This is a genomic window from Acidiphilium sp. C61, assembly GCF_905116885.1.
In the GTDB taxonomy this organism is placed as follows: Bacteria; Pseudomonadota; Alphaproteobacteria; order Acetobacterales; family Acetobacteraceae; genus Acidiphilium.
In genome coordinates this window covers 2,086,778-2,103,076 of the sequence record NZ_CAJHNI010000005.1, presented here as the reverse complement: position 1 = coordinate 2,103,076, position 16,299 = coordinate 2,086,778, and the positions used below count along the sequence as shown (strand labels likewise).

Genomic DNA, 16,299 nt, shown 5'->3' with positions numbered 1-16,299 from the left:
GGGGCAAGGCGGTGTGTCGTCGTCAACGGTTTGGCCTCAGGCGGTGACGCCGCGGCGCTGCTCGCCCACCTGCACGTCGCTTGGCGAGAACGCCGCGCGCAGGAACGGAATCGCCTTGTAGGGATCGCACACGCCGCACATGAAAATGTCGATCGCGGCGTAGTTGCGCTCCGGCCAGGTGTGGATCGAGATATGGCTTTCCGCCAGCACCACCACGCCGGACACGCCGCCATTCGGCGTGAAATGGTGGAAATGGCTGTGCAGGATCGTCGCCCCGGCGGCGAGCGCGCCCTGGCGCAGCGTCTCGTCGATCAGTTCGGGACTATCGAGCTTCTCGGCCCCCCACAAATCCACGAGCAGATGCGTACCGGCGAATTTCACGCCGTCACGCTCGACGAAATAATCCTTCGGCACGGCGACCTCATCGATCGCGTCCTGAGCAACAGTCTGGTTTTCGCTCGGAATTTCCGAGACCATCCCCAGTCGGGCAAGTGCGTTCATCGCGAACCCCCTCAACCAGTGACAGCCTGTAGAACGCGACACCGCGCCGCGCCCCCCGGGGCCAAGAGCGCGCGGTATGCGGAAAAACCTCTGGCGGTGCAAGGGGTTTTTGCAGTTTGTTCGATGAAATTTTCACCCCATCCCGCAGGGGGGCAATGCGCGCCGGTTATGACGTCCCGCCGGCGCATGCCGGCAAATATATAAAACATCGCGGCGCATGCCGGCAAATATATAAAACATCGCGGCGCATGCCGGCAAATATATAAAACATCGCGGCGACTGCCGGGTCAGATCGAAAACACCTCCCGCGCGATCAGGGCGAGGTCCTGCGGGCGCGACAGCCGGTGCTCCCCGTCCTTGACCAGCGTGACCCGCACATCCGTGCCATGGACCGCCTCGGCGATCCGCAACGCCGTCCGCCACGGCACCTCGGCGTCGCGCTGCCCCTGGATCAGCCGCACCGGCGCATCGAGCGGAATCGGCCCGCCCAGCACGAGGTTCCGCCGCCCATCCTCAAGCAACGCGGCGGTGATCGGCGTGGCCGCGCCATAGGGATTGGGCAGGTGCCAGATCCCCTCCCGCGCCAGCGCCGCCCGCGCCGCGTCATCGAAGGCCGGCTCCATCAGCTCGGCGGTGAAATCCGGTGCCGCGGCAATGCCGACGAACCCGGCCAGGCGTGCGCCAAGCCGCCGCGCCAGCAGCAGCCCGATCCACCCGCCCATCGACGATCCGACCAGCACGAGGTCTTGCGCCGGCACCGCCTCGGCGATCACGGCTTCGGCATCCGCCGCCCAGCGCCCGATCGTCCCGGCCTCGAATCGCCCGTCCGAATTCCCATGCCCGGAATAGTCGAGCCGCAGCATCGCCCGCCCCCGGGCCGCGCATTCATCGCGCAGAAACAATGCCTTGGTCCCCTGCATGTCCGAGGCGAAACCGGGCAGGAACACCACGACCGGCCCCTCGCCCGCCAGCAGCGCGGCCGCCAGTTCGCCCGCTTCCGTCTTCACCCGCAGCATCCGCTCGTCCATCAGGCTCTCCACTGGGCTCTCCCCTTGGCCATCCGCTCATGGTATCGGCGCGATGAAAGAAAGGTTAACAATGCGCCACCCGTCCGATTATGCGATTCTACAGGTTCTGCCGCGTCTGGAAACCGGGGGCGTCGAACAGGTGGTCGTCGAACTAACCGAGGCCGTGTCCCGCACCGGCGCGCGCGCCTTCGTCGCCAGCCAGCCGGGCCGTCTGGTCCGCGCGGTCGAGCGCGCCGGCGGAAAGCACGTCGCGATCGACCTCGAATCCCGCAACCCCTTCAAACTCCTCGCCGCCGCGCACCACCTCACCCGGCTGATCCGCGCCGAGCGGATCTCCCTCGTCCACGCCCATTCCCGCGCCCCGGCCATCGCCGCCCGCCTCGCCGCCCGCCGCTGCCGCGTGCCCTTCGTCACCACCTATCACGGCGCCTACGGCCAGCGCGGCCGGCTCAAACGGGCCTATAACGCGGTGATGGCCTCCGGTGACCGGGTGATCGCGATCTCCGAATTCATCGCCGATCTCGTCCGCGCCCGCCACGGCGTCGGGGCGGAGCGGCTGCGCGTCGTCCCCGGCGGGGTGGATTGCGCGAAATTCGCGCCCGACGCGGTGAATGGCGGGCGGATGGAAACCCTCGCCCGCGCCTGGGCCCTGCCGGACGGCGCGCCGGTGATCATGCTCCCCGCCCGGCTCACCGGCTGGAAGGGCCAGCGCGTCGCCATCGAGGCGCTCGCCCGCATGCGCCACCGCGACGCCATCCTCCTCCTCGTCGGCGCCACCCAGGGGCGCGAGGCCTATCGCCGCTCCCTCCTCGCCACGATCGGCCGGCTCAACCTCACCCTGCGCGTCTTCTTCGCCGGCGACTGCGCCGACATGCCCGCCGCCTACAAGCTGGCGGACATCGTGGTGAACGCCTCGACCGACCCCGAAGCCTTCGGCCGCACCATCGTCGAGGCCCAGGCGATGCGCCGCATGGTCATCGCCACCGACCACGGCGCCGCCCGCGAAACCATCCGCCACGGCGAAACCGGCTGGCGCACGAAACCCGGCGACGCCGACGACCTCGCCGCCGCCCTCGACGCCGCACTCGACCTGACGCCCGAATCCCGCCTCGCGATGGGCGAGGCCGCCCGCGCCTATGTCGCCGAATTCTACTCGATCGCGGCGATGCAGAACGGCAATCTCGCCGTCTATGACGAGCTGCTGCGGTGAAACCGCGCCTCCTCGTCATCCGCCACGGCGCGCTGGGCGACATCGTGCTCAGCTTCCCCGCCTTCGCCGCCATCCGCGCCGCCCATCCGGATGCCGAAATCGCGCTCCTGACCATGAAGCCCTTCGCCCCCTGGCTCGAAGCCGCCCCCTGGTTCGACCGCGTGATGATCGACCCGAAACCGGGCCCGCTCGACCTCTCCGGCCTGCGCCGCCTGCGCCGCGCGCTCGGCGGCTTCGCGATGGTCTACGATCTGCAAACCTCCGGCCGCTCCAGCCGCTATTTCCGCCTCGCCGGCCGCCCGCCCTGGTCCGGCATCGCCCCCGGCTGCGCCTTCCCCCACGCCGATCCCGCGCGCGACCACATCCACACCCGCGAACGGATCGAAGGCCAGCTCGCCGCCGCGCGCATCCCCCTGCCCCTGCCGATCCCCGACCTGTCGTGGACATGCGCCGCCCCGCCCCTCCCTTTGCCGGAGCGCTTCGTCGCGCTGATCCCCGGCGCCGCCCCGCACCGGCCGGAAAAACGCTGGCCGGCGGACCATTTCGGCGCCCTCGCCGCCGGGCTCGACCTCCCTTGCGTCGTCCTCGGCACCGCGTCCGAAGCCCCGCTCGCCGCCGCCATCGCCGCCCGCGCCCCGCGCACGCTCGACCTCACCGGCCGCACCACCCTCCCCGAACTCGCCGGCACGCTCGCCCGCGCCAGCCTCGCCATCGGCAACGATACCGGCCCGATGCACCTCGCCGCCGCCCTCGGCGTCCGGTCCGTCGTGCTGTTCGGCGGCGCCTCCGATCCCGCGCTGACCGCCCCGCGCTATCCCGATGGCGGCTGGCCCGCCATCCTCCGCCGCCCCGATCTCGCCGCCCTTGCGATGGCGGACGTTGCCGCCGCGGCACAGGATGGGCATAACCACCCCTCATCCACGCCCTGAAGGAGCCAGCAATGCCCGCGATCACCCTGCCCGACGGTTCCGTCCGCGACTATCCGGGCCCCGTCACCGGCACCGAGATCGCCGCCTCCATCGGGCCCGGCCTCGCCAAGGCGGCGCTGGCGATGGAGGTCGATGGCCAGATGATGGACCTCTCCCGCACGCTCGACGCCGATGCCAGCCTCCGCTTCATCACCCGCCGCGACGACTGCTCCCTCGAACTGATCCGCCACGACGCCGCCCATGTCCTGGCCGAGGCGGTGCAGGCGCTCTTCCCCGGCACCCAGGTCACCATCGGCCCGGCCATCGAGGGCGGCTTCTATTACGATTTCTTCCGCAACGACCCCTTCACCCCGGACGACCTCCCGGCGATCGAGGCGAAGATGCGCGAGATCATCGCCGCCAACGCGCCCTTCACCCGCGAGGTCTGGGCGCGCGACGAGGCGATCAGCTTCTTCGAATCCCGCGGCGAGCGCTTCAAGGCCGAGCTGATCCGCGACCTGCCGGGCAGCGAGACCATCACCATCTACCGCCAGGGCGACTGGCTCGATCTCTGCCGCGGCCCGCACATGCGCGGCACCGGCGATATCGGCGGCGCCTTCAGGCTGACCAAGGTCGCCGGCGCCTACTGGCGCGGCGATCACCGCAACCCGATGCTCAGCCGCATCTACGGCACCGCCTGGCGCGACCAGAAGGAGCTGGACGCCCATCTGAAGCAGCTCGAAGAGGCCGAACGCCGCGACCACCGCAAGATCGGCCGGCAGATGGACCTCTTCCACATGCAGGAAGAAGCCGTCGGCAGCGTGTTCTGGCACGAGAAGGGCTGGCGCCTCTACCGCACGGTGGAAGCCTATATGCGCCGCCGCCAGGAGGAATTCGGCTATATCGAGGTCCGCACCCCGCAGCTGCTCGACCGCAAGCTCTGGGAAGCCTCCGGCCACTGGGACAATTACCGCAGCCACATGTTCATCGCCGAGGTCGAGGACGAGGACAAGGTTCTCGCCGTCAAGCCGATGAACTGCCCCTGCCACGTACAAATCTTCAATCATGGCCTGCGCTCCTACCGCGAGCTGCCGCTGCGCATGGCCGAATTCGGCGCCTGCCACCGCTACGAGCCCTCCGGCGCGCTGCACGGCATCATGCGCGTCCGCGCCTTCGCCCAGGACGACGCCCACATCTTCTGCACCGAAGACCAGATCGCCGGTGAAACCGTCCGCTTCGTCGAGATGCTCCGCAGCATCTACGCCGATTTCGGCTTCCCCGATTTCGCGGTGAAATTCGCCGACCGCCCGACCCCGCGCTCCGGCTCGGACGAGGTGTGGGACAAGGCCGAGGCCGCCCTGCGCTCGGCCTGCGAAACCGCCGGCGTCGAATTCACCGTCAATCCCGGCGAAGGCGCCTTCTACGGCCCGAAACTCGAATTCGTCCTGCGCGACGCGATCGGGCGGGACTGGCAGTGCGGCACGCTCCAGGTCGATTTCGTCCTCCCCGAGCGGCTCGACGCCTCCTACGTCACCGCCGAATCCGGCCGCGCCCGCCCGGTCATGCTGCACCGCGCGATCGTGGGCAGTTTCGAGCGCTTCATCGGCATTTTGATCGAGAACTGCGCCGGCCGCTTCCCGCTCTGGCTCGCCCCCACCCAGGCGGCCGTCGCCAGCATCGTCACCGACGCCAACGACTATGCCGAGACGGTCGCCGCACGGCTCAAGGCCGCCGGCCTCGCCGTCGTCACCGACACCCGCAACGAAAAGATCAACGCCAAGGTGCGCGACCTCTCGCTCGCCCTGGTGCCGAACATCCTCGTCGTCGGCCGCCGCGAGGCCGAGCAGCAGACCGTCTCGATCCGCCGCCTCGGTTCCGACAAGCAGGACAGCATGACCCTCGACGAGGCCATCGCCACCCTCAAGGCAGAGGCCACCCCGCCCGACCTCCGCCCCGGCGACTAGAGCACTTTCCGATCCTTACGGATCGGATGTCGTGCTCTATCTTGTTGATGATCAGAGCATCTTTATCCGATCCGAAAGGATCGGATGATGAGCTATAATATTGATAAACAGAGCATCTTTATCCGATCCGAAAGGATCGGATGATGCTCTGGCCCCGCCGCCGCGCGGAAACGGAGCGGTCCGGCGCCAGAGGGACGAAAAACCAGCGGAACGAAAAACCAGCGGAACGAAAAAAGGAGCGAAAAAGGCCGGGGGGAGCAAAACAGGAGAAAAACATTGCCCACCCCGGAGCAAATATGTTCCTGTTCTGTTCATGGATGTCGCACTCCGTTTCCGGATCATGATCGACGTGCTGTGCGGTGCTGTGGCGCGCCGTGCCGCCGCCGGCGCCTTTGGTGCGGATGGCGGCCCGCTCGGCGCCCTGCTCTGGACCCGGCTGCAACGCTATGCGCGGCATTTCGCCCGCCTCTGCGCCGCTCCTGCGCCGCCGCCGCGCCCCCGTCGCCACCCGCGCCCGCAGCATGGCGACAAGACGGGGCATAGTGACGAGACGGATCAAAAAAAGAACGGCTGCAAGCCCATCCTGCCGCGCCGCCCCGCCTGGCTGCTGGCGCCGGTCCCCGAGGCCGCCGCCGCCGCCGGCCTGCTCCGCGCCCTGCTCGCCGATCCCGCATTGCAGCGCCGCATCGGCGCGGAACCCCGCCTCGGCCGCATCCTCCGCCCGCTCTGCCACAGCCTTGGCCTGAAGCTCCCGGCGATGCTCCGCCTCGCGCCGCGCGCAAGGCGCACCCCCCGCCCCAAACCCGAACCCGTCCCGAACAACACGGACTGCTCAGGCGCAAAACTCCCGCGCCGCTTCCGCCCGCCCGCCTGGCTGCGCCGACGCGAGCGGCTGCGCGACCCGCCGGGCTGGTGATCCTGTTGCCGATCCTCTTCTGGCGTTTCCGCGTCCCCGCTCAGCCGAGCAGGGCGACCGCCCGCGCGCATTGCGCCGCCGCCTCGCGGATCGCGGGCAGGATGCGGCGCATCACCTCGTCATGCGACACCCGCGCCGCGTTGGTGGCGACATTGAGGGCAACCGCCTGCCGGCTCCCCTTGCCCGGCACCGCGACCGAAACCGAGCGCAGGCCGAGTTCCAGTTCCTGGTCGTTGAGCGCGAACCCGTCCCGCCGCACTGCCGCCAGCCGTTCGAGCAGCAGCGCCGGGTCGGTGATGGTCGCCTGGGTGAACGCCGGCAGCGGCCCGCGCCCATACCGGGCGCGCACCTCCTCCTCGCTCAGCGTGGCGAGCAGCGCCTGCCCCATCGAGGTCGCGTGCGCCGGCAGCCGGCTGCCCACCCCGAGCGAGAGCGACATCAGCCGCTGCGGCGCGGCCGACCGCGCGACATACACGATCTCCGTCCCGTCCAGCACCGCCGCCGAGCTCGATTCGCCCAGCCGCTGCGTCAGCCCGGTCAGATAGGGTTCGATGAGTTCGGGAAAGCGCAGGCTGCCGAGATAGGCATAGCCCAGCTCCAGCACCCGCGGCGTGAGGGTGAACCACCGGTCGGTCTGCACCGCATAGCCGAGGTCGCAGAGGGTGAGCAGAAACCGCCGCGCCGCCGAGCGCTGCAACCCGGTCACCCTGGCGGCGTCCGACAGCGTCATCTTCGGCCGGTCCGGCCCGAAGGCGCACAATATCGCCAGCCCCCGGGCGAAACTCTCGACATGGTCGCGCGGGTTGGTCAGGCTCGGGCGCGGCAGCCTGGATGGTCCGGTCTCGTCTGGCGCAGTTGGCATCCGTGCGTTCTGCGCACATCTCCCCTGCGGATGCAAGATGGCAGACCGCCCGGCGTCCGGGCGGGGCGAAAATCGTTAACCTTTCCCACGCCAAGGGCGAGCTTCCGGATTCCCCCCGCGCTTGTCCACAGGCTTATTCAGATTTCTGTGGACAACTCGTGCGAAGCCCGGATCGCAAAAGCCTGATTTGGTTACGGTCTTGCTTCAGCCCTTCACCCGCGTGCCGCTGCCGTCGGTCACCCTCACCTCGATCGGGATCCCCCGCGCGACCGAGGCGCCGACGGTGCAGAACTGCTCGAACTGGCCGAGAATCCGGTCGAGATGCCCGATCGTCCCGGCCTCGGCGGCGAACCCGATGGCAACATGGATCGCCTGCACCCGCAGCCTCCGGTTCTCGTCGCGCTCCACGGTCGCCCGCGCGGTGGTGGTGATCGCCCCCGGCGCCTCGCGAAACTTGGTCATCGCGAAATGAAAGCTGGACGACATGCACGAGCCCACCGCCGCGAGCAGCAGCTGCACCGGCTCCGGCCCCGCCCCGCCGCCGAGCGGCGGCGGCTCGTCGGAGACGAGCTTCGGCAAGCCGCCGCCGAATTCGGTCTCGAACCGGTAATTCTCGATCTGCCGCAGGACGATCTCGTGCGTGTCGGCCATCTTGCCTGTCTCCTTCTGCCGCGCGCAGTCTGCACCCGGCGCGCCGCCGCCGCCAGACCGCCATCCGGCCATCCGCGACACCCCACCCTTGCCGCCCGCCCGCCGAGCCGGCATATGCAACAGGTCACCGGTCCCGCGCGAGCGGGTGAAAAGGGAACATCGTGCGCTTCGGCCGGGCCTGATTGTCCCGGAAGCAAGTCGATGGCTGCCCCCGCAACTGTCAGCGGCGAGCCGGTGGTCCGTCCGCCCGCAAGGGCGAGCCACTGAACCGGAACCGGTTCGGGAAGGCAGGGCCACCAGCGTCGACCCGCGAGCCAGGAGACCTGCCGGTGTCGCATCAACCAACGCTGCCGGGCGGGGTGCACCGGAAGCCGGAGCCAACCCATGACTGCACGCATCAGCGGCAGCGCCTGCCGCGCGCGCCTCGTTCGCCTCCCCGCACGCCAGGGAGGCCGCGCATGAGCATCGCCACCAATCTCGGCTTCCCCCGCATCGGCCGCCGGCGCGAGCTGAAGGCCGCACTCGAGGCCCATTGGGCCGGCGAGCTCACCGAAACCGCCCTGCACGATGCCGCCCGCGCCCTGCGCGCCGGGTCGCAAGCGCTGCAACAGGGGCTCGGCATCGGCCACATCCCGTGCAACGACGCCTCGCTCTACGACCATGTGCTGGATACCGCCTGCATGTTCGGCGCGATCCCGCCGGGTTATGGCTGGCGCGGGGGGGAGGTGTCGCTCGCGACCTATTTCGCCCTCGCCCGCGGCACCGGCGGCCACGATGCCGCCACCGGCCTGCCGGCGCTCGAAATGACCAAGTGGTTCGACACGAATTATCACTACCTCGTGCCCCGTCTGTCCGCCGGGCAGCACTTCACCGTCACCGCCAACCGCCCGCTCGAACTGTTCCGCGAGGCGCTGGCCTGCCATCGCCGCACCCGGCCGGTGCTGCTCGGCCCGGTCTCGTTCCTGCTGCTCGCCAAGACCGATGACGGGTCCGACCCGCTCGACCTGCTGGACCGCCTGCTGCCCTGCTACGCGCAGGTGCTGGCGGACCTCGCGGCCGAGGGCTGCGCCTGGGTGCAGATGGACGAACCTGTCCTCGCGCTCGACCTGTCGGGCCGCGCCCGCGCCGCCTTCGCCCACGCCTATGAAACCCTCGCCCGCGGCGCCACGCCGCACCTGCTGCTGGCGAGCTATTTCGCGCCGATGGGCGACAACCTGCCCACCGCCCTCGCCTTGCCGGTCGCCGGCCTGCATCTCGATCTCGTCCGCGGCCAGGCCGATCTCGTGCCCGCCCTCGCCGCTGCCGGGCCGGCACGCCATCTCTCGCTCGGCCTGATCGACGGGCGGAACGTCTGGCGGGCGGACCTTCGCGCCGCCCTCGCCACCGCGCGCGAGGCGGCGCGCGCCCTCGGCGGCACCGAGCGGCTGATGATCGCGCCGAGCTGCAGCCTGCTGCACGTCCCGGTCGATCTCGCGCAGGAAGACCGGCTCGATCCGGCGATCCGGCCCTGGCTTGCCTTCGCCACCCAGAAACTCGCCGAGATCGCCACCATCGCCCGCGGCCTCGACGAGGGCGACCACGCGATCGCCGAGCCGCTGGAGATCGCCGATGCCGCCCGCCGCAGCCGCGCCGAAAGCGCCCGGGTCCACCGGGCGGACGTCGCCGTCCGGCTGCTCGCCGCAACACCGGCGATGGAACGCCGCACACCGCCCCACGCCGCACGGCGGGCACTGCAGCGCCAGCGCCTCGACCTGCCCACCTTCCCCACCACCACGATCGGCTCGCTGCCGCAAACCTCGGGCGTGCGCCGCGCCCGGGCGGCGCTCGCGCGCAGCGAGATCAGCGCCGCCGAATACGACGAAGCGATCGCGACCTGGACGGAGGATGCGATCCGCCTGCAGGAACGGATCGGGCTCGACGTGCTGGTGCATGGCGAATTCGAGCGCAACGACATGGTCAAGTATTTCGGCGAGCAGCTCGACGGCTTCGCCTTCACCCGCCATGGCTGGGTGCAATCCTATGGCAGCCGCTGCGTCGCACCGCCGATCATCTGGGGCGATGTCGCGCGGCCCCGGCCGATGACGGTGCGCTGGGCGCGCCATGCCCAGTCGCTCACCACCCGGCCGGTGAAGGGAATGCTGACCGGGCCGGTGACGATGCTGCAATGGTCCTTCGTCCGCGACGACCTGCCGCGCGAGACGGTCTGCCGCCAGATCGCGCTGGCCCTGCGTGACGAGGTGGCCGATCTCGACGCCGCCGGCCTCGCCATCATCCAGGTGGACGAGCCGGCCCTGCGCGAGGGGCTGCCGCTGCGCGAGGCGGAGCGCGGCGCCTATCTGGGCTGGGCGGTATCCTGCTTCCGCCTCGCCACCGCCGCGGTGCGCGACGACACGGCGATCCACACCCACATGTGCTACGCCGAGTTCCACGACATCATGCCGGCCATCGCCGCCATGGACGCGGATGCGATCTCGATCGAGACGGCGCGCAGCCGGATGGACCTGCTGGCGGCCTTCGCCCGCGACGGCGCCCACGCCTACCCGGCCGAGATCGGCCCCGGCGTGTGGGACATCCACAGTCCGCGCGTTCCGCCCGAGGAGGAAATCCTCGCCCTGCTCCGCCTCGCCCGGGGCAAGCTCGCGGATGAACAGCTCTGGGTGAACCCGGATTGCGGACTGAAGACCCGCAGCTGGCGCGAGGTGGTGCCGGCGCTGGAAAACCTGGTCGGCGCCGCCCGCCGGCTGCGGCGCGAGACCAAGGCGGCCTGATCCGCCGCCGCCCTGCCGGCGCGCCCCTGCCGGCAGGGCGGGCTTGCATATCCCCACCAAGGCGGGATTACATATCTTCGCCAAGGCGGGATTGCATATCCTCGCCAAGGCGGGATTGCATCCCGGGCCCCCCGATTCCAGAACCGTGCAAAGGCCCCGCGCCGCGCGGCGCCGGCAGGCGAGGAGACCGACGATGACCAAGACGCGCAAAAAGCCCGAGGAGCTGCGCAGCCACCGCTGGTTCGGCGCGTCCGACCTGCGCAGCTTCGGCCATCGCTCGCGGATCAAGCAGCTCGGCCACACGCCCGAGGATTATGCCGGCAAGCCGGTCATCGCCATCGTCAACACCTGGAGCGGGCTTGCCCATTGCCACGGGCATTTCCCCGAACGCGTCGAGGCGATCCGCCGCGGCGTGCTCCAGGCGGGCGGCTTTCCGGTCGAGATTCCGGTGATGGCGCTGCCGGAGAATTTCGTGAAGCCGACGACGATGCTCTATCGCAACCTGCTCGCGATGGAGGTCGAGGAAAGCCTGCGCTCGCTGCCGGTGGACGGCGCGGTGCTGATGGGCGGCTGCGACAAGACCACGCCGGCCACCATCATGGGCGCGATCAGCGCCGGCCTGCCGGCGATCTTCATGCCCGCCGGGCCGATGCTGCGCGGCGACTGGGGCGGGCGCATCCTCGGCTCGGGCTCGGATGTCTGGAAATACTGGGACGAGAAGCGCGCCGGCAACATTTCCGAAGCGCAATGGGAAGACATGGAATCCGGCATCGCCCGCTCGGATGGCGTGTGCATGACGATGGGCACCGCGATGACGATGACCTCGCTCGCCGAGGTGCTCGGCCTCACCCTGCCGGGCGCGACCTCGATCCCGGCGCCGGATTCGCGCCATGCCCGCATGGCGGCGGCAACCGGGCGGCGGATCGTCGAGATGGTCTGGGACGACATCACCCCCGCCGACCTGCTCAGCCAGGCGAGTTTCGAGAACGCAATCGTCGCCAGCGCCGCCCTCGCGGGCTCGACCAACGCGATCATCCACCTGATCGCGATGGCCCGCCGCGCCGGGATCGACCTCGATCTCGACCGGTTCGACGCGCTCTCCGACAGCGTGCCGGTGCTCGCCAATATCCGCCCCTCCGGCCAATACCTGATGGAGGATTTCTATTATGCCGGCGGCCTGCCGGCCTTCCTCACCCGCATCGCCGACCGGCTCGACCTCGCAACCCGCACGGTGAGCGGTGCGACACTCGGCGATAACATCGCCGGAGCGACCGTGTGGAACGACGACGTGATCCGTCCGCTGGACAATCCGGTCTCCCGCGCCGAGGGGCTCGCGGTGCTGCGCGGCAATCTCGCCCCCGGCGGCTGCGTGATGAAACCCTCCGCCGCCGAGCCCCACCTGCTGAAGCATGAAGGCCCGGCGCTGGTGTTCGACGATTACGACGCGATGGCGAAAGCCGTCGCCGATCCCGATCTCGACGTCACCGCCGATCATGTCCTGGTGCTGCGCAATGCCGGGCCGCAGGGCGGGCCGGGCATGCCGGAATGGGGGATGCTGCCGATCCCGGTGAAGCTGCTCCGCCAGGGCGTGCGCGACATGCTGCGGATTTCCGACGCGCGGATGAGCGGCACCAGCTACGGCGCCTGCGTGCTGCACGTCGCCCCGGAATCCTTCATCGGCGGGCCGCTCGCGCTGATCCGCACCGGCGATGTCATCGCCATCGACGTCGCCGCACGGCGGATCGATGTCAGGCTCTCCGATGACGAACTCGCCCGGCGCCGCGCGGCGTGGACACCGCCGCCGCCCCGCTTTCCGCGCGGCTATGGCGCGATCTTCGCCGCCCATATCGGCCAGGCCGATACCGGCTGCGATTTCGACGTGCTGGCCCGGCCGGGGACGATCGCCGAGCCGGAGATCCACTGACGATTGGTCGGGCACGGCTGGTTTCACCGAACCGCCCCTTGCGCCGGCGCCGCCCTGGGCGAACATACGGGGCAACATCGTTGACGTTCTTCGAAGGGAATTCCGCATGACCCGCATCCTCCGCCAGCCGGAAGGGCTGGACCGCGCGCCGGCCACCGGGCGCTTCGCGATCGGCCAGCCGGTGTCGCGCAGCGAAGACCCGGTGCTGCTGCGCGGCGAGGGACGCTATACCGACGATCTCGACCGCCAGGGCCAGCTCTACGGTGTTGCCGTGCGCAGCGGGGTCGCGCACGGCATCCTGCGCGGGATCGACACCGCCGCCGCCGCGGCGATGCCGGGGGTTGCCGCCATCATCACCGGCGCCGACATCGTGGCCGCCGGCTTCGGCCCGATGCCGGCGGCCACGAGCCGCAACCGCGACGGATCGGACACGCCCCGCCCGCGTCAGTTCGCACTGGCGACCGACCGGGTGAGGTATGTCGGCGACCCGATCGCCTTCGTCGTCGCCGAAACGCTCCAGCAGGCGCGCGACGCCGCCGAGGCGGTGCTGGCGGAGATCGACACGCTGCCGGCGGTGACCGACGCGCGCGACGCCGCCGCCCCCGGCGCGCCGCAACTGCACGACGAGGCGCCGGGCAATCTCGTGCTCGACTATCATTTCGGCGATGCCGAGGCCGTCGCCGCCGCCTTCGCCCGGGCCGCGCATGTCACCCGTCTGAGCCTGCGCAGCAGCCGCGTGATCGTCAGCCCGATGGAGCCGCGCGCCGCGATCGCCGAATTCGATCCGGCGGAGGGCTACGCGCTGCGTCTCGGCTGCCAGGGGGCGGTCAACATGCGAGGGCTGCTCTGCACCGTGCTCGGCGTGCCGCAGGAGCAGGTCCGGGTTCTCACCTTCCATGTCGGCGGCTCGTTCGGCATGAAGGCCTCGTGCTATCCCGAATATGTCTGCGCCCTGCTCGCCGCGAAGCAATTCGGCCGGCCGGTGAAATGGACCGACGACCGCTCCGGCAGCTTCCTCTCCGACAGCCACGGCCGCGACCACGAGATGCTGGCCGAACTCGCCCTCGACGCCGAGGGGAATTTCCTCGCGACCCGGCTGACCGGGTTTGCCAATCTCGGCGCCTATCTCTCCAACGTGGTGCTGCTGCCCGCCACCGTGAACGCGGTGAAGAATTTCGTCGGCGTCTACCGCACCCCGCTGATCGAGGTGTCCAGCCGCAGCGTCTTCACCAACACCACCCCGGTCGGCGCCTATCGCGGCGCGGGGCGGCCGGAGGGCAATTACTACATGGAGCGGCTGGTCGAGACCGCCGCGCGCGAGATGGGGCTCGATCCGCTGGCGCTGCGCCGGCGCAACCTGATCCGCCCGGAGGCGATCCCGCATCGCGCGCCCTCGGGCCTGACCTATGACAGCGGCGATTTCCCCGCGACCCTCGACCGCGCGCTGGCCGCCGCGGACTGGGACGGGTTCGCCGCGCGGCGGGCGGAGAGCGCAGCGCGCGGGCGGCTCCGCGGGCGCGGGATCGGGCACTATCTGGAAGTGACGGCGGATGCGAGTCCCGAGATGGGCGGCATCCGCTTCGATGCCGATGGCGGGGTGACGATCGTCACCGGCACGCTCGATTACGGCCAGGGCCACGCCACCCCCTTCGCCCAGGTGCTGCACGACAAGCTCGGCATTCCCTTCGACCGCATCCGCCTGGTGCAGGGGGATTCGCGCCAGCTCCTCGCCGGCGGCGGCACCGGCGGCTCGCGCTCGATCATGCAGAGCGGCGCCGCCATCATCGAGGCCGGCGACCTCGTGATCGAGAAGGGACGCCGCGCCGCCGCCCATCTGCTCGAGGCCGGCGCGGCCGACATCGAATTCGCCAACGGCCGCTTCAGCGTCGCCGGCACCGATCTCGGCATCGGCATCATGGACCTCGCCGAACGGCTGCGCACCGCAAGCGACCTGCCCGAGGACGTGCCCGGGGACGTGCCCGGGGACGTGCCCGCCACGCTCGATGTCGGCCATGTCACGCGCGGCGTGCCCTCGGCCTTCCCCAATGGCTGCCATATCGCCGAGGTCGAGCTCGACCCCGAAACCGGGGTGATCGAGGTCGTCGCCTATCACACGGTCAACGATTTCGGCGTGCTGGTGAACCCGATGCTGGTCGCCGGCCAGGTGCATGGCGGTGTGGCGCAGGGGATCGGCCAGGCGCTGCACGAGATGGTCGCCTATGACGAGACCGGCCAGCTGCTGACCGGCTCGTTCATGGATTATGCGCTGCCGCGGGCGGATGCGGTGCCGGGGATCGGCTTTGCCAGCCACCCGGCGCCGGCGCGGACCAATCCGCTCGGCGTCAAGGGCTGCGGCGAGGCCGGCTGTGCCGGCAGCCTGCCGGCGGTGATGAACGCGGTGGTCGATGCGCTGTCCGGCTTCGGCATCGCGCATATCGACATGCCGGCCACCCCGCGCCGCGTGTGGGAGGCGATCCGGGCGGCGGGCTGATCGCGGGACTCGGGACGCGGGAGGCGGGCGGCTCAGCCCGCCGCCGCGACCCGCCCGAGGGCGACGAATTCGCAGGCGAAGCCGAACTCGTCTTGCGCGAACCCCGCATCGAGGGCGCGCATCGCCGCATCGAACCCAGCGTCGTCGATCAGCCCGGCGGCGATCAGGCGGTCGCGCTGGGTGAGGTAGAATTCCTTCTGATGCGCCTCGATCTCGGCGCTGCGGCCATGGGAGGTGCCGAGCCGGACGCGCGGCACCGCGAGCACCTGCACCTCGGCGAGGCCGGCGGCGCGGAACAGGCCGTAGAGCTGCCGGCCGACGAGCCGGCCGGCGCCGACCGAGGCCTGCAACGCGCGGACCGCATCGTTGAGGCGCCGCAGCTCCGGCACCTCGTCCGGCCAGGAGATCCACGCGCCGTCATCGACATCCATCACCACGACCCGGCCGCCCGGGGCGGTGACGCGGATCATCTCGCGCAGCGCCTCGGCCGGGCGTTCGAGATGCTGGAACAGGAAGCGGCACAGGGTCAGGTCCTGGCTCTGCGGTTCGGCGGGCAGCGCATAGGCGTCGCCCTGCCGGGTCTCGATGTCGCAACCGAGCTGGCCCGCCATGTCGCCGAGCAGCGCGAGGCCATGGGCATCGTGGTCGATCGCGGTGATGCGCGCGGCACCGCCGGTGGCCCAGGCGAGGTCGAGACACATCGCCCCGGTGCCCGCGCCGACATCCAGCACCCGCAGCGGTACGCCCGCAAGGCCGAACACCGGCAGCAGCGTGAGGCGCTGGAAATGCGTATGCACGCTCTGGCGGAGCAGCCAGGCGAGGTCGCCCGCCTGGGGCAGCACCGTCGCCGTCGCCCGGGCGAACCGCTCCGCCCAGGCCGTCATCGCCGCATGATCTGTCGTCACGATCCCTCCCGGGCCGAAATGTCGAGGCTAGAGCATCATCCGACCAGATGGAGACATCTGATCGGATAAAGATGCTCTGGTTATCAATCTGATAGAGCACTCCATCCGATCCGAAAGCATCGGAAAGTGCTCCAGCGCCGGACCGGGCCGTGCCGCATCCCGGATCATGCG

General features: G+C 70.3%; 12 protein-coding genes and 1 riboswitch. Of the genes, 7 read left to right on the top strand and 5 right to left on the bottom strand.

The window, feature by feature from the left end; genetic code table 11:
• Nucleotides 1–36: 36 nt before the first annotated feature.
• Complete coding sequence (speD, locus tag HUW10_RS12690) at nucleotides 37–501, bottom strand: adenosylmethionine decarboxylase (RefSeq protein ID WP_174503842.1); 465 nt, start codon at nucleotides 499–501, stop codon at nucleotides 37–39.
• Between the two features lie 287 nt (nucleotides 502–788).
• Entirely contained in the window at nucleotides 789–1,529 is a 741-nt protein-coding gene (locus HUW10_RS12685; protein ID WP_236656518.1) for a carboxylesterase, read from the bottom strand.
• Nucleotides 1,530–1,599: 70 nt separating this feature from the next.
• On the opposite strand from HUW10_RS12685, the gene HUW10_RS12680 reads away from it, so the two are divergent.
• The 4 genes from HUW10_RS12680 (at nucleotide 1,600) to HUW10_RS12665 (ending at nucleotide 6,527) form a co-directional block, all read left to right on the top strand.
• Nucleotides 1,600–2,739: a glycosyltransferase family 4 protein gene (locus HUW10_RS12680; RefSeq protein WP_174503841.1), complete on the top strand. Its 1,140-nt coding sequence runs from the start codon at nucleotides 1,600–1,602 to the stop codon at nucleotides 2,737–2,739.
• Nucleotides 2,736–3,668, top strand: a complete 933-nt coding sequence (locus HUW10_RS12675; RefSeq protein ID WP_174503840.1) for a glycosyltransferase family 9 protein — start codon at nucleotides 2,736–2,738, stop codon at nucleotides 3,666–3,668. Before HUW10_RS12680 ends, HUW10_RS12675 begins: the two co-directional genes overlap by 4 nt.
• Before the next feature lie 11 nt (nucleotides 3,669–3,679).
• A complete protein-coding gene (gene thrS, locus HUW10_RS12670) occupies nucleotides 3,680–5,611 on the top strand; it encodes a threonine--tRNA ligase (RefSeq protein WP_174503839.1) in 1,932 nt (643 codons plus the stop codon).
• Between the two features lie 313 nt (nucleotides 5,612–5,924).
• Nucleotides 5,925–6,527, top strand: a complete 603-nt coding sequence (locus HUW10_RS12665; protein WP_174503838.1) for a hypothetical protein — start codon at nucleotides 5,925–5,927, stop codon at nucleotides 6,525–6,527.
• A gap of 40 nt (nucleotides 6,528–6,567) precedes the next feature.
• Here the strand turns inward: HUW10_RS12665 and HUW10_RS12660 are convergent, their stop codons facing one another.
• Complete coding sequence (locus HUW10_RS12660; RefSeq protein ID WP_174503837.1) at nucleotides 6,568–7,389, bottom strand: IclR family transcriptional regulator C-terminal domain-containing protein; 822 nt, start codon at nucleotides 7,387–7,389, stop codon at nucleotides 6,568–6,570.
• A 204-nt stretch (nucleotides 7,390–7,593) separates the two neighbouring features.
• The gene (locus HUW10_RS12655; RefSeq protein WP_174503836.1) at nucleotides 7,594–8,040 is read right to left on the bottom strand and encodes an OsmC family protein; all 447 of its coding nucleotides are present in this window, start codon (nucleotides 8,038–8,040) and stop codon (nucleotides 7,594–7,596) included.
• 111 nt (nucleotides 8,041–8,151) lie between these two features.
• Nucleotides 8,152–8,386: riboswitch (cobalamin riboswitch) on the top strand.
• 112 nt (nucleotides 8,387–8,498) lie between these two features.
• Between HUW10_RS12655 and metE the strand changes: the two genes are divergently transcribed.
• The 3 genes from metE (at nucleotide 8,499) to HUW10_RS12640 (ending at nucleotide 15,223) form a co-directional block, all read left to right on the top strand.
• Nucleotides 8,499–10,808 (top strand): 5-methyltetrahydropteroyltriglutamate--homocysteine S-methyltransferase, encoded by a 2,310-nt coding sequence (gene metE, locus HUW10_RS12650; RefSeq protein WP_174503835.1) that lies wholly within the window; start codon nucleotides 8,499–8,501, stop codon nucleotides 10,806–10,808.
• Between the two features lie 193 nt (nucleotides 10,809–11,001).
• A complete protein-coding gene (gene araD / locus HUW10_RS12645) occupies nucleotides 11,002–12,732 on the top strand; it encodes an L-arabinonate dehydratase (protein ID WP_174503834.1) in 1,731 nt (576 codons plus the stop codon).
• 106 nt (nucleotides 12,733–12,838) lie between these two features.
• The gene (locus HUW10_RS12640; protein WP_174503833.1) at nucleotides 12,839–15,223 is read left to right on the top strand and encodes a xanthine dehydrogenase family protein molybdopterin-binding subunit; all 2,385 of its coding nucleotides are present in this window, start codon (nucleotides 12,839–12,841) and stop codon (nucleotides 15,221–15,223) included.
• A gap of 32 nt (nucleotides 15,224–15,255) precedes the next feature.
• On the opposite strand, the gene HUW10_RS12635 is transcribed toward HUW10_RS12640, so the two are convergent.
• Nucleotides 15,256–16,128 (bottom strand): methyltransferase domain-containing protein, encoded by an 873-nt coding sequence (locus HUW10_RS12635; RefSeq protein ID WP_236656375.1) that lies wholly within the window; start codon nucleotides 16,126–16,128, stop codon nucleotides 15,256–15,258.
• Between the last annotated feature and the right edge of the window lie 171 nt (nucleotides 16,129–16,299).

Bases quoted from the DNA above. Each gene is read 5' to 3' on its own strand.
- HUW10_RS12655 (WP_174503836.1), bottom strand. From the start codon at position 8,040: ATGGCCGACACGCACGAGATCGTCCTGCGGCAGATCGAGAATTACCGG.
- HUW10_RS12665 (WP_174503838.1), top strand. From the start codon at position 5,925: ATGGATGTCGCACTCCGTTTCCGGATCATGATCGACGTGCTGTGCGGT.
- thrS (WP_174503839.1), top strand. From the start codon at position 3,680: ATGCCCGCGATCACCCTGCCCGACGGTTCCGTCCGCGACTATCCGGGC.
- araD (WP_174503834.1), top strand. From the start codon at position 11,002: ATGACCAAGACGCGCAAAAAGCCCGAGGAGCTGCGCAGCCACCGCTGG.
- HUW10_RS12640 (WP_174503833.1), top strand. From the start codon at position 12,839: ATGACCCGCATCCTCCGCCAGCCGGAAGGGCTGGACCGCGCGCCGGCC.
- metE (WP_174503835.1), top strand. From the start codon at position 8,499: ATGAGCATCGCCACCAATCTCGGCTTCCCCCGCATCGGCCGCCGGCGC.
- HUW10_RS12660 (WP_174503837.1), bottom strand. From the start codon at position 7,389: ATGCCAACTGCGCCAGACGAGACCGGACCATCCAGGCTGCCGCGCCCG.
- HUW10_RS12685 (WP_236656518.1), bottom strand. From the start codon at position 1,529: ATGGACGAGCGGATGCTGCGGGTGAAGACGGAAGCGGGCGAACTGGCG.
- HUW10_RS12680 (WP_174503841.1), top strand. From the start codon at position 1,600: ATGCGCCACCCGTCCGATTATGCGATTCTACAGGTTCTGCCGCGTCTG.
- speD (WP_174503842.1), bottom strand. From the start codon at position 501: ATGAACGCACTTGCCCGACTGGGGATGGTCTCGGAAATTCCGAGCGAA.